This window comes from Magnetofaba australis IT-1 (assembly GCF_002109495.1).
GTDB lineage: Bacteria > Pseudomonadota > Magnetococcia > Magnetococcales > Magnetococcaceae > Magnetofaba > Magnetofaba australis.
The window spans coordinates 45,059-58,634 of the sequence record NZ_LVJN01000021.1 but is presented as its reverse complement, the minus strand read 5'-3'; the positions used below and the strand labels follow the sequence as shown (position 1 = coordinate 58,634).

At 61.0% G+C, this 13,576-nt stretch carries 11 protein-coding genes; 2 read left to right on the top strand and 9 right to left on the bottom strand.

Going from position 1 to position 13,576, the window contains the following annotated elements:
* Positions 1 to 367: 367 nt before the first annotated feature.
* From MAIT1_RS19095 to MAIT1_RS19065, 7 genes are all read right to left on the bottom strand, one after another.
* Positions 368 to 1,501 carry a M24 family metallopeptidase gene (locus MAIT1_RS19095; protein WP_085446257.1) on the bottom strand — a complete coding sequence of 378 codons (1,134 nt, stop codon included), beginning with the start codon at positions 1,499 to 1,501 and terminating at the stop codon, positions 368 to 370.
* Positions 1,502 to 1,503: 2 nt separating this feature from the next.
* Positions 1,504 to 2,160 (bottom strand): isoprenoid biosynthesis glyoxalase ElbB, encoded by a 657-nt coding sequence (elbB, locus tag MAIT1_RS19090; RefSeq protein ID WP_085446256.1) that lies wholly within the window; start codon positions 2,158 to 2,160, stop codon positions 1,504 to 1,506.
* Positions 2,161 to 2,314: 154 nt separating this feature from the next.
* On the bottom strand, positions 2,315 to 2,473 hold the full coding sequence (locus tag MAIT1_RS21935; protein ID WP_158089625.1) for a hypothetical protein: 159 nt from the start codon (positions 2,471 to 2,473) through the stop codon (positions 2,315 to 2,317).
* A 381-nt stretch (positions 2,474 to 2,854) separates the two neighbouring features.
* Complete coding sequence (gene groL, locus MAIT1_RS19080) at positions 2,855 to 4,501, bottom strand: chaperonin GroEL (protein ID WP_085446254.1); 1,647 nt, start codon at positions 4,499 to 4,501, stop codon at positions 2,855 to 2,857.
* A gap of 85 nt (positions 4,502 to 4,586) precedes the next feature.
* Positions 4,587 to 4,880: a co-chaperone GroES gene (groES, locus tag MAIT1_RS19075; RefSeq protein WP_085446253.1), complete on the bottom strand. Its 294-nt coding sequence runs from the start codon at positions 4,878 to 4,880 to the stop codon at positions 4,587 to 4,589.
* 289 nt (positions 4,881 to 5,169) lie between these two features.
* Positions 5,170 to 5,925, bottom strand: coding sequence for a class I SAM-dependent methyltransferase (locus MAIT1_RS19070; RefSeq protein WP_158089624.1), 756 nt, complete (start codon positions 5,923 to 5,925; stop codon positions 5,170 to 5,172).
* 101 nt (positions 5,926 to 6,026) lie between these two features.
* Positions 6,027 to 6,998, bottom strand: a complete 972-nt coding sequence (locus MAIT1_RS19065) for an MBL fold metallo-hydrolase (RefSeq protein ID WP_085446251.1) — start codon at positions 6,996 to 6,998, stop codon at positions 6,027 to 6,029.
* Positions 6,999 to 7,160: 162 nt separating this feature from the next.
* Between MAIT1_RS19065 and MAIT1_RS19060 the strand changes: the two genes are divergently transcribed.
* A complete protein-coding gene (locus MAIT1_RS19060; RefSeq protein ID WP_198947962.1) occupies positions 7,161 to 7,964 on the top strand; it encodes a DUF3050 domain-containing protein in 804 nt (267 codons plus the stop codon).
* A gap of 366 nt (positions 7,965 to 8,330) precedes the next feature.
* Positions 8,331 to 9,197 (top strand): 23S rRNA (adenine(2030)-N(6))-methyltransferase RlmJ, encoded by an 867-nt coding sequence (rlmJ, locus tag MAIT1_RS19055; protein ID WP_198947961.1) that lies wholly within the window; start codon positions 8,331 to 8,333, stop codon positions 9,195 to 9,197.
* A gap of 487 nt (positions 9,198 to 9,684) precedes the next feature.
* On the opposite strand, the gene MAIT1_RS19050 is transcribed toward rlmJ, so the two are convergent.
* Positions 9,685 to 10,728, bottom strand: coding sequence for an IS110 family RNA-guided transposase (locus tag MAIT1_RS19050; protein WP_085444483.1), 1,044 nt, complete (start codon positions 10,726 to 10,728; stop codon positions 9,685 to 9,687).
* Between the two features lie 264 nt (positions 10,729 to 10,992).
* The gene (locus MAIT1_RS19045; protein WP_085446248.1) at positions 10,993 to 13,011 is read right to left on the bottom strand and encodes a methyl-accepting chemotaxis protein; all 2,019 of its coding nucleotides are present in this window, start codon (positions 13,009 to 13,011) and stop codon (positions 10,993 to 10,995) included.
* Between the last annotated feature and the right edge of the window lie 565 nt (positions 13,012 to 13,576).

The following is a 13,576-nucleotide window of genomic DNA, read 5'->3' as shown; positions in this document are numbered from 1 at the left end:
CCTATCCAAACACGCAATGTTTGCGTGACGTAGGCCCGGCTTGCGCTGACTATTGGCCGCCGACTGGTCGGCGGCGGGGTCTGGGGGCCGCGCCCCCAGCAGGTGTGGGCGGAGCCCACGGTGTGGCTGTTGGTCTTGGGAGCTCGAGGGCGGAGCCCTCGATATCTTCCAGCGCCCATATGTTCACTTTTGGATGCTAGCGACTATATAAGGCTTACTGACGAATACCAAAAGTTTGCAAAATCTTACATGGAGATCTTCTCAAGAGCCGACGGCAAACGGCAAGGGGGCGTCTGTAAAAACAGACGCCCCCTTTAGGTAACTCCCGTACTGCGATGCCCGCTGAACTTCTTATTGTTATTATTATTTATACCTGAAAAAACTTCGGCATGGCGGTGAGGTTACGACACCCATCGGGCTCAATCACCACCACGTCTTCCAACCGTACGCCCCCCATGTCGGGGTAGTACAATCCCGGCTCCACGGTGACCACGTGACCGGTCTCCATGCGGGAATCCCTGCTGCTCACCCGGGGCGGCTCGTGAATCTCCACCCCCAAACCATGGCCGGTGCCATGGAAAAATCCGCCCTGTCTGCCATCCGCCGTGGGCCCGGTGGGGAACCCGGCGTCGGTGAGAACCTGGGTCACCGCATCATGCACGGCCTTGCCGCTGACGCCTGCGCCCAGGAGTTCAAACGCCTTCTCCTGCCCGGCCAACACCGCATCCCAGGCCCGTTGCAGCTGCTCGGAGGGCTCGCCGCGACACACGGTGCGGGTCATGTCGCCCCAATAGCCGCTCTTCTCCACCCGGGGGAAGACGTCCATGATAATGGCGCGGTGGGCCGCCAACGGCCCGGAGCCCTCTTCATGGGGATCCGCCGCCTGCGCGCCGCCCGCCACGATGGTGTGGTGGGGGCTGGCGCCCAGGCGCGTCAACGTCGCGTTGATCTCTGCCCGCACCATCTCGCTGGTGAGCTGCTGATTGTCAATATAGAGCCAGCCGTCATCGCCGATGCGCGACGAGCGGATCAGTTCAATCCCCGCGCGCATGCCCTGTTCGGTGATCTGTAGCGCCTCGGCGATGGCGGCGACTTCATCATCCCGCTTGATGGCGCGCTGGGGCCAGAAAGCGCCCTCAACCACCACCACCGTCACTCCCGCCATACGCAACGCCTCGGCCACGCCCAGAGGGAAGTCAAACGGCGCTTCAAGCTCGGTAATGCCCAGCGACAGCACAAACCCGGCGGCGATGCTCCCGGCGTTCAAGCTCCAATCGGGATGGTCCGCTTTGACCTGATTGCGCACCGCTTCCAGATCGTGCAATTGATCCACGCGGGCGCAACGGCGCGCGCGGTCGATCTCCAACGCGGAGATCACCATATGCGTCTTGCCATCCGCTTGTTGCACAAACAGAAACGGGTCGGGCACAAACATGCCCACGGCGTAGAACAGATCCGCAGAGCGTTCGCTATCGGCGTAGAGGATGCGCGCGCGGGACATGATCAGGCGCGCTTCAGCACTTCAGCCACCAGTTTCTCGATCCCTTCGCCCACTTGGGCGATGCTGGCGGCGCACATATAGGCCGCGGTGGTGACGATGTTGTTGGCGTCGTCCACCACAATTTGCTCCACCGCGCTGGTCTGGTGCGTATTGCCCATGGCTTCGATGGCGCCTGCGGTTCCAGCGTCGTCGCCAATGGTCACCGTGACGCCCTGTTCGGCCAACGCCTTGGAGACCACAGCGGGGCTGATGCACATGGCGCCGATGGGCTTGCCCGCAGCTTTGATCTCGCCCAGCAGTAGGGCCAGGTCGGAGTTGACGGTGGCTTCCGCGCCATCGAAGGCGACCGAGGAGAGATTCTTGGCGGCGCCAAAACCGCCGGGCAGAATCAGCGCGTCCATATCTTCGGCGCGGGCCTCCGACAATGGGGTGATTTTGCCGCGGGCGATGCGGGCGGACTCCACCATCACATTGCGGGTTTCGTCCATCTCACTGCCGGTGAGGTGGTTGATCACATGGTGTTGAGCGATGTCGGGGGCGTAGCAGATGGCCTCGGCGCCGACGCGATCCAGAAAGAACAGCGTCAGGGTCGCTTCGTGGATCTCCGCGCCGTCGAAAACGCCGCAACCGGAGAGCACAACGCCGATCTTCTTGCCCATGCCGCCGTCTCCTTAAAACCATAAACAGAAGCGATGCATCCCGCCAGATGGGGGGACGCTGCTCAATCAACCTGGGGTCCAGCGCGTTGTGCGAACCGGCGGGACGGATATCAGGGAGTGGCCCGAAAGCCGAGGCTTCCCCGTCTTGGGTGGATTAATCCATCCAGGAGTGGGGATTATTCACGCCGAACACGTTGCGACGTTTTTCGCCGGTTTTGATCTTGGCGTTCTTGAAGTAGACCGCCACCCGGTCGCCGTCAAAGGACTTGACGATGGCCATGATGACGAAATAGCCCAACAGGGCGATGGGCATAAGATTGACAAAATCCATCTCTTCCCCCAATAACGATTTCCTTGGGAACCGCTTGCGTCGCCGTACGCAGAATATGGTTGCGTCGGTCGATTCAAACGCGTTCCGCCTTCGCCACCCCGCCACGTCCCGATTCGAGACGCGGAAAATGTGGTAAGGGCCTGACGCGCAGCGGATTCTTTCGGCCGCTCTCCCGCTGACCGGGTATAAGGTTTACCGCACTCTTGGCTGTGTGAAAAGAGGGAAAATGCGCGCTTTTCCCAACAAGCGCGTCAAGTTTCGGAAAAGCCTGGAATCAAGTAAAAAATAAAAAAATCGCCCCCGCGCACGGGGCGCGGGGGCGATGGAAAAGTCGCTCTAAGTCGACGTTGGGAGCGGGCGAAATTACATGCCCATGCCGCCCATGCCGCCCATGCCGCCCATGTCGCCGCCGGGCATGGGGGCGTCTTTCTTGGGCAGTTCGGCCACCATGGCTTCGGTGGTGATCATCAGACCGGCCACGGAGGCGGCGGACTGCAGGGCGTTGCGCACCACTTTGGTCGGGTCGATGACGCCGGCGGCGATCATGTCGCCATACTCGTCGGTGGCGGCGTTGAAGCCGAAGTTGGTCTCGTTGGACTCAACGATCTTGTTGACCACCACCGAGCCTTCGTGACCGGCGTTCTCGGAGATGATGCGCAGGGGCTCTTCGATGGCGCGACGCACGATCTTGATGCCGACGTTCTGGTCGGCGTTGGCGCCGCTCAGGCCGTCCAGTTTGGCGCGAGCGCGCAGCAGGGCCACGCCGCCGCCGGGGACGATGCCCTCTTCCACCGCAGCGCGGGTGGCGTGCAGGGCGTCGTCGACGCGATCCTTACGCTCTTTCACTTCCACTTCGGTGGCGCCGCCGACTTTGATCACCGCCACGCCGCCGGCCAGTTTGGCCAGACGCTCTTGCAGCTTCTCACGGTCGTAGTCGGAGGTGGTCTCTTCGATCTGGGCGCGGATCTGGCCGATGCGGGCCTTGATGTTCTCCCCGGCGCCAGCGCCGTCGACGATGGTGGTCTCCTCTTTGGTGATGATCACCGACTTGGCGGTGCCCAGCATATCGAGGGTGACGCTCTCGAGCTTGACGCCGACGTCTTCGGAGACCAGGGTGCCGCCGGTGAGGATAGCGATATCCTCCATCATCGCCTTACGACGATCGCCGAAGCCGGGGGCTTTGACCGCCGCCACTTTCAGGCCGCCGCGCAGCTTGTTGACCACCAGGGTGGCCAGGGCTTCGCCTTCGATATCTTCGGCGATGATCAGCAGCGGACGCGAGGATTGCACCACGCCTTCGAGGATGGGCAGGATCTGCTGCAGGTTGGAGATCTTCTTCTCCACCAGCAGGATCAAGGGGTCATCCATTTCGCAGAGCATTTTGTCGGCGTTGGTGACGAAGTAGGGGGAGAGGTAGCCGCGGTCGAACTGCATGCCTTCCACCACGTCCAGGGTGGTCTCCAGGCCTTTGGCCTCTTCCACCGTGATGACGCCCTCTTTGCCGACTTTGTCCATGGCTTCGGCGATCATGTCGCCCACCACGCGGTCGGAGTTGGCGGAGATGGCGCCCACCTGGGAGATCTCATCGGAGTTGGCCACTTCGCGGGACAGACCTTTCAAGCCCACCACCACGGCCTCCACAGCGGCGTCGATGCCGCGCTTCAGATCCATGGGGTTCATGCCGGCGGCCACGGACTTCATGCCTTCGCGGATCAGCGCCTGGGCCAGCACGGTGGCGGTGGTGGTGCCGTCGCCGGCTTCGTCGGCGGTCTTGGAGGAGACCTCACGCAGCATCTGCGCGCCCATGTTCTCGAACTTGTCTTCCAGTTCGATCTCCTTGGCCACGGAGACGCCATCCTTGGTCACGCGGGGGGCGCCCCAGGACTTGTCCAACACCACGTTGCGGCCTTTGGGGCCCAGGGTCACTTTCACGGCGTTGGCCAGAATGTTGACGCCGTCGAGCATGCTGGCGCGGGCGATTTCGCCGAATTTCACTTCTTTGGCGGACATAGTGCTTTCCCTCTGTTTCTGAATCCCGCCGCGCAGGCGCGAGGCGGGAGATGATGACGAATGGATAGGCGCGCGGCGCGCAGACTTACTCGATGACGCCGAGGATGTCGGATTCGCGCATGATCAGCAGCTCTTCGCCGTCGATCTTGACGTCGGTGCCGGAGTACTTGGAGAACAGCACGCGGTCGCCCTCTTTGACATCCAGCGGACGCACTTTGCCCTCTTCGGAGACGGCGCCGGGTCCGGCGGCGATCACTTTACCCTCGATGGGCTTCTCTTTGGCGGTGTCGGGGATGATGATGCCGCCAGCGGTTTTTTCGTCGCCTTCGGTGCGCTTGACGACAACGCGATCATGCAACGGACGGAATTTGGTGCTCATAGCGCCTGTGCCTCCAGTGGGGTTGTTTCGGTCGATTCTTTGTGTGTCGATCCGGCCAACGGGGCCGGAAGAACGGTGTTTTGTTTGTCGCCTCCGGGCGGCGCAAGGAGCGCAGGGGCCGGAACGCGGTTGCAGTGCTGATGGCGCTTATGTAAGCACGCATTCCCCAGCGTCAACCCCCTGAAGGCGATTTTTTTTGTTTGAGAGGGAAAAAAGTTGCTGCGCCTGGGCGCCGGGTTGCTGCGCGCCCAGGCGTTGGAGCCGAGGGGAGGGGGCTTAAGCCGGACTCTTAGCCAACGAGCCGCTTGAGCGCCGTGAGGAGACGATAGAGCCGCGGGCAAGCGTGGTTGAGCCAGAGCCCCAGCATGCGGCGCGGGGCGATGTGGGGCAACACGCCGTGTTCGCCATAGCCGCCCGCCAGATCATGGAACTGGAAGTTGCGTTCGCCAGCGAGGGGTTTGCGGATCAAGAACTGGTTGTAGGGCAGGGTGTAGAGTTCTGCGCCCTGGCTCTCGGCAAAGTAGACCACAAAAGGAAACACCATGGTCGGTTCATACGCGGGGGCGTGTTGCCAGATGGTGCGCACCAGGTCGTCGCCGGTGAGCCACCCGCCTGGAGCCAGTTTGGGGTAGCAGGCGATCAGGTCGATGCTCACGCCGCGCAGAGAGTGGTCGCCATCCACATAGACCATGTCGAGGGAGCCGTCGGGCAGGGAGTCGATCACATCCACGGTGCGCCCGCGCAGCACCTCGCGCTTGTGCGCGTGGGCTTCGGTGGCTTGCATGGCGGCGGCGTAGGCGGCGTCCATGCGGGGTTGGGCCTGATTGAGCGGTTTGTTCCACTGGTCCAACTGGCGCCAGGGATCGATCATCACATAGCGCGTCACATTGGGGCAGTTATCCAGCACATGACGGGAGAACGCCCCTTCCCACACGCCGATTTCGGCAATGCTATGAGGCTCCAGGCGGTTGATGATGCTGGTCCAGAGCTGAGTGCGGGTGGAGGACTCGTTGATGCACTCCTGGAGGGTGGCGCTCAGGTTCACGTAGGGATCCTCATGTGTTGAATACGGCGGTTGCAGCGCGCATTGTCATTTTCACCTCATGGCAGGATAGCGCGCAGTGCAGGGGGAGACCAGGGCGCGGACTATTCAAAATCGGCCTGCTCGGCCTCCAGGTAGGCCAGTTCGATCTGCTTGCCGATGTTGCGCTCGAACTCCACCCAACCCTGGAACGGCGCCAGCGCCTGTTTAACCCGGGGTTTGGCTTCGTAGGCTTCGATGCCCTCACTGTAGTAGCGGCGGGTGGTCTCATACAGAGTGGTGAGCAGGGTGCGGAAGGTGATGATGGTCTCCACGCCACCGGTGGGGCCGTGGCCGGGCAGGATGATGCGCGCGCCGCTGGCCAGGGCCACGTTGCAGGCGTTGATGTTGCCGCGGAAGGTGGCGTCATCCATGCGTGCGATACGCCCTGAGAGCACGTTATCGCCTGCGAACAGCACCCCCTCTTCGCGCAGATGGATCATGATATCGGTACCGCTGTGGGCCTTGGGCGGCGCCAGGATATGAAAGGTGAGGCCGCCGATGGTCAGGGTGATGTCATTGTCCACCGCCTGGGCGGGGATCACCGCCTGGGTGCCGTCGGTATAGCCGTCGGTGACCTTGGACATCTGCGCCAGCCACTCGTCGGCGGCGGTGGCTTTGGCTTCGGCGATCATCAACGGATGCGCCAGAATATGCGCGTTGGGGTTCTCTTCCAGCATGGCCTGGTTGCCCAGCCAGTGATCGCCATGCACGTGGGTGTTGAATACATGGGAGATGGGCTTGCGGGTGTGCTGACGAATCTGATCCACCACCATGCGCCCGGCGTAGAGCGAGGAGCCGGGGTCGATCACCACCACGCTGTTGGCGGTCTCCACCCAGGCGGGGTTATTCATGAAGCCCTGATTCTCCACTGTGGGGCTGCCCAGTGGGCCATGGATCGCCCACACATGGGGGGCGATCCTCAGCGCCGGATAGGGGCGCACCGTTTTACGTTCATCCGCATTGGCCAGAGAGGCGTTCAGCATGCAAAAAGAAAACAGGCACAGCAGCAGGGCGGCGGAACGGCGCACGAACATAACCAAATCCTTATAAACGAGAGTGATTCTGCCTCATCGTTCCATATTCACCGCATGGGGCGCAATAATGGATGTTCCTGCAAATGGTTGTCAGAGGGAGGTGGGTGGGCTACGGTGCGCTGTTTTGGCTCTCTCTTTTGCCCCTCTATCGAGTTTGTGAAAATGGCTGATTCTCCTGTGACTGTTCTGGATCTGGACGCTCTGGCGCCGCTGCGCGCAAAGCTGAATGCGCACCCGGTGTATGCGGCGGTGGTGGATATGCCCACGGTGCGGCGTTTTATGGCGCACCACATCTTCTCGGTGTGGGATTTCATGTCGCTGCTGAAGTATTTGCAGGCGCGCCTGGCTCCGGCGCAGCAGCCGTGGGGGCCTGTTGGCGACCCCACGGTGCGGCGCTTCATCAATGAGATTGTGTTGGAGGAGGAGAGCGATCAGGGCATGCCGGGGCCGGAGGGGTCCGAGCCGACGTTCGCCAGCCATTTCGAACTCTACGCCATGGCCATGGAGGAGGTCGGCGCCAGCGCGGCCAACGCCCATGAATTTGTGGCGCGGGTGACGGAGTTGGGCGGGTTGGAGCCTGCTTTGGACGCTGTGCCGGATCATGCGCCAGTGGCGGCGCAGAGCTTTATGCGCTCCACCTTCGCGTTTATTGCGGGAGATCGCCCGCATGAGGTGGCGGCGGCGTTTGCGTTTGGGCGCGAGCAGATCATTCCGGCGATGTTCCGCGCGTTGTTGGCGCAGATGGCCATTGATGGCGACACGGCGCCGGCGTTCCACTACTACCTGGAGCGGCATATCCACTTGGATGAGGATCATCATGGTCCGTTGTCGCTGCGGATGTTGGACTATCTGTGCGACGACGACCCGGAGAAGATTGCCCAGGCGCAGGCGGCGGCGGAGCGGGCGATTCTGGCGCGGATTGCGTTCTGGGACGGCGTGCTGGCTGACTTGCAAAGCACAAAGTAAAAAGTGACTGCGTGACGCAGTTCGAGCTGGCGCTGTCTATTGGCCTCCGGCTGGCCGGAGGCGGGGTCTGGGGCCTGTGGCCCCAGCGGGTCCAGGGCGGCGCCCTGGCGGGGTGTGGGGCGGAGCCCCACGGGTTTCAGCCGTTTCCCCAGTGATCGAAGGCGGCGCCAGCACAAAGCGGCAAGAGAAGCTGGGGAGCTACGAGCCTGCACACAGGAAAACGGGAAACGGCGGTGAGCGATCTGTCGGCAAGGCCGACAGGAGCGAATGCTCTCAAAGCCGCCAACTCGTATGCGCACAAAGTGTTTGAGGGAAAGACGTTGCGCCCCAATATCGCGCCTGAGCAAGCAACCCAAGCATTTGCAGATGGCGCTCCCACCCAATAGCGCGTATGATCCCGCCGCTTGCCGGGAGCCTCCCGGCGTTCCAGCCCGAGCGGCGCGCCCGATGCTCTCCTACCAGCACGCTTATCACGCGGGTTCTCCCGCCGATGTTCACAAACACGCCATGCTGGCGGAAATTCTCACACTGCTCACACAAAAAGATCGCCCCATCAGCTACTTGGAGAGCCACGCCGGACGCGGCCTGTATGACCTCTCCGGCCCCGAGGCGAGCAAGACCGGCGAGGCGGCGGCGGGCATTGTGGCCATGACCGCAGCGGGGCGGATTCCCGCTGAACACCCTTACGCCCGCGCACTGTCGGCCATCTCTCAGCGTCACGGCTCCCACGCCTATCCCGGCTCGCCGCTCATCGCCCGCACGCTGCTGCGGGCGACGGACACGCTGCACCTGATGGAATTACATCCCGGCGAGCATAGCGCCCTACTGCGCCATCTGCGCGCAGCGGGCGTGGCGATTCACCGTCGCGACGGCCTGCAAGGGGCAATGGCGCTGATTCCGCCCACTCCCCGCCGGGGGCTGTTGATGATCGACCCGCCCTATGAAGAGAGCTTTGAATTCCGCCGCGTGGCCGATGTGGTTGTGCGGGCGCGGCGCAAGTGGCCCGAAGGGGTGGTGATGGTGTGGTATCCCATTTTGAACAATGGAACCCATGAGGAGCTGATGGAGCGGCTGAATCTACCGGAAGCAGAACCCGAGGCGTTGGTGAGTGAGGTGATTTTCCCCGTCCCCGAGGGACGCCGCATGATCGGCAGCGGCGTGGCGGTGCTCAAGCCGCCCTATGGGCTGCCTGAGCGCGTGATGGCCATCGCCAAATGGTTTGAGCGGGCGTGACGGCGGTTTTATAGTCGCTAGTATTCAAAAGTGCACATATGGGCGCTGAAAGATATCGAGGGCTCCGCCCTCGAGCTCCCAAGATCAAAATCCAAACCGTGATTCGGGCCATCCATGGCCCTCACCCTGCGGGCTCGCTGCGCGAGTCCGATTCGGCAATCCTGCCGAATCGTGGGCGCTGCCCATGTATGGTCCGCTCCGCCACGGCAAGAGAAAATGTCCACTGATGTGTGAGGCTTAGTCGCGCCCATGTATCCGGCCTGTTGATGAGGGGCTTGTCGCCCTCTGGCCCTGATGGAATTTGCGCGTGGCCCTCCTCAACACACCCTCGGCCTCTATGGGCCCTTGGGCGAAACAGGTTCTTGACCACGCAGGGCTATGCCGTTTCACGCCATCAATCTCGACTCTCTCTCGCAACCTGGCTGGTGGGATCTCTTTCTCTTTCCTTATCGGCCTGTTTTTCTTTTAGAGTTGTATTGCGCTCTCTCTACACAGCGGCGCTGGCCCCATAGGCCTCCTGCTTCACCAGCATCGCCCACGCGCTGCGCGCCATGCGGTTGGCCAGCGCCACCACTGCTCTATTTGCGCCGCGACGTTCCGACACCGACACTGCCCACTGGCTGCGGCGATCCGGCTTGTTTTCACACACGCGCAACGCCGCCCGCGCCCCATGAATCAACAGGGTGCGAAGATAACCGTTTCCCCGCTTGCTGATCCCCGTCAGCCACGCCTTGCCCCCTGTGGAGTGCTGATTCGGAACCAACCCTATCCATGCCGACAGCTCCCGGCCATTCTTAAACGCCCGCACATCCCCCACCGACGCCAACAGCGCCGTCGCCGTGATCGGTCCCACTCCCGGGATCGTCATCAGCAATCGACACTGCGGCTCCGCCTTGGCCAGCGCCTCAATCTCACGCTCATATTTGCCGATGCGCTCATCCAAATGCGCCAGCTCATCGCGCTCATCCTCCAGAATTACGCGAAAATTGGCGCTCATTTCCGAGCTCTCATCACTCAAAATCAGCACAATCGCCCGCCGCGCCTGCTTGATGCTCTTGGGAAAGACAATCCCATACTCGGCAAGCAGTCCGCGAATCTGGTTCACCAACGCCGTGCGGTTCTTCACCGCCAGACTGCGCACCCGATGCAACGCTAGAATTTCTTGCTGGGCAACGCTTTTGATCCCCACAAAACGCATATTCGGCCGCTGTACCGCTTCGCAAATCGCCTCTGCATCCACGCTGTCGTTCTTGTGCCGCTTCACGTAGGGCTTCACATATTGCGGCGCCATCAAACGCACATCATGCCCATATCCCTGAAATTTCCGCGCCCAATGGTGGGCGCCGCTACTGGCTTCCATCCCCACCAGGCACGGCGGCAGTTGCGCCATGAACTCCAGTAACTTATCTCGTTTCAAGCGCTGTTTCAGAACGCTCTTGCCGCTCGCATCGACGCCATGCAACTGAAACACGCTCTTGCCCAGATCAATACCCAGTACCCGTACCTGTCCGTTTTCGATATGATTGCTCATGGTCCGCTCCGACTCCGTTTAGATGGAAAAACACATCACCATCTTGGCCCATTGCGAGGCCGTTTGGGTAGCGGAGCGGACCATTCCATTACACCCGCTTAAGGGTCTCAGACCCTTAAGAATCCCGCCAAATTTCCGTTGGAAATTTGTCCCATAGTCAACGCAAGACCAACCAGTGTCACGCAAACATTGAGCGCTTTGGATTTGTGTCATTCTGGATTCAAGCGGCTATACCACCCCATGGGGCAATACCGCCCCCAACGATCACATGCGGAAGCGCGCCATCTGCTCTTCGAGGGAGTGACTGACCTGATTGAGGCTGGCGACGCTCTGCTGCACCTGTTGCCCCAATCCCGTCACCACCTGCACGGAACTCTCCATCTTCTCCATCAACGCGGTGATGCGGGAGAACTGCTCCACGGAGTCGGCGGTGCGCTGCTTGACCTGCTGACCGCCCGCTTCGGCGTCATCCACCTGGCGGGAGATGTGGTCCACCCCCACCGAGATGTCGGAGACGTTGCGATTGACCTCGCCAATGGCGGCGGAGACTTCGCTCACATTCCCTGCAATCTCCGTAATCGCCTGAGTGGACTCACGCAACTGCCGATGCATCTCTTCCGACTCCTTCACCGTGGCGGTGACGGTGGTGGAGACTTCGTGCAGGGTGTGTTTGAAGGTGTCCACAAACTCCACGATATCGCCGATGACCTGATTGACGCCGTCGATGGTGGTGGAGACGTCCATACTGTCCCGTGAGACGGCGTTGGCCTCCCGTTGAATCTTATCCACGGTCTCGCTGATCAGGTTCACCGATTCGCTGGTCTGTTTGGCCAGCTCCTTGACCTCATTGGCGACCACGGCAAAGCCCTTGCCCGCTTCGCCCGCGCCAGCGGATTCGATGGAGGCGTTGAGCGCCAACATGTTGGTCTGCTCGGCGATATTGTTGATGATGCCGACCACCTTGTTGATCTCATTGGTCATTTCGGTGAGTTGCTTGACCTTGCCCACGCTCTCGCGGGCGTTGGCGCTGGCCTGCTTGGCGCTGTCGTTGGCTTGATCACAACGCTGCTGCACCTCGTCGATGGCCTGATTGAGATCGACGATGGCGTGGGCCATGCCCTGGGCGTTCTCCTGGCTGCGCTGCGACGCCTGGGAGACTTGATCCATGCTGGCGGAGGCCTCTTCCACCGCAGCGGCCACGGTGTTGAGATTGCCCCCCACCTGTTCCGACGCGGCGGAGATGGTGGTCATGTTGGCGTTGATCTGCTGCATGGCGCTGGCGATGGCGCTTAAGTTTTGCGCGCTCTGCTCCACCGACTCGACATTGGCGCGATTGCCCGCATTGACCGCTTGGGCCGACTGGCCGACGGCGCTGCTATTGTCACGCATTTGCGCCATTTGGCCATCCATATCCTGGCTGATCTGACTCAACTGCTTGGCGGTGGCGCCGGTCTGGCCCGCCAAATTTTGGATCGACTCGATCATGCCGCGCAACTGGCCGGTCATATCCACCATGGCGCGGCAGACGCTGCCGGGAATCGATTGCGCGCTTTGCGGCGGCAGCGCCAGATCCCCCGACGCCACCTGCTGGGCGATGCGCGCCAAATGTTTGGGCTCATTGCCCAGAGTTTTGATGATGGCGGAGCTCAAACGTATGGCCAACACGATCCCAATGATCAGTGCCGCCAAGGTCGCCAAAGCGATTCCCCATCGCGCCTCACTGTAGTGCTCCCGGGTGTGCTCCAGAGTGGCCTCGGTGTTGCCCAACAGGGTCTCCTGCAGCTTGTCCATCACGTCGCGCACCCCTTCAAACAGCGCGCCGCCCTCCCCCAATGACAGGCTGCGGGCCGCATCACGCTCGGCGGGATCGGCGCTTTTCAACCCCGCGATGATGCGGTCGGAAACGGACTCCCAAGCTTTCAGCGCCACGTCGTACTCTGCAAACAGTTTGCGCTCCGCCTCGGTGGTTATCAGCGCCCGGTATTTGCCCATACGCTTGACCACTTGACCACGATTGGCCACCAGATCATCCATCTGCCCGGCAAATCCTTCATCCGCTTGGGTCAGCGTCACCAACGTGCGCTCGGCCACCAGCATCTGCTGGAAGTCGCGGTCGGCCTCAATCAAAAAGTCCAAACTGGGCAGATGGGTCTCATAGCCCAAACGGGTGTCATCATTGAGTGCTGAAAGGCCAACAAAGGCTGTGACACTGATGATGAGCATCAGACCGATTAAGGCGAAAAACGCCAGCAGCAACTGCAGACGCACGGTGAGATTGCGCATAGGGAACCCCCTCCCATAGGAGAATTTCCCGGATGCCCAGCAAGGATTCGAGGTTTACAACAACGTCATAAATGCATAGACCCATAATGCGGCGGTACGCAGGGAAAATCCACAAATTTCTCTTAGATACAATGCTATATAAGACTCCTCTAAATTGTCACATAAATTAACATAAATTAGGCTTGATCAATCAGACACCTTACAGTCATAAAATCTTCATATTTTATCTGGGCGTAAGATCGCTCTGCGCCTCTCTTATCTGGGTGGCGCGGGCTATTCCGGTTTGGAAAAATAGTGGCGAGGATTGTCCCACAGGCCGAAATGGCCGCTCTCAAGCCAAAATAACGCGCACGCCTTTTGGGAGATCCCAGGAGCCAACCGCGAATCGATTGTGCCTTGCATCCATCTCAATCAAATCGTTCGCAACTTTTTCATCGACTTGAATACGTATTGAAGTGAAAATTGGCCCCGCGCGTTGACAGCGAATTCGCCGCAAGTTGCCGCTGCTCAGAGTCAGACAGCACAGCCACCCTCCACAGCCGTCTGCGCCGACGGATTGAAAAGA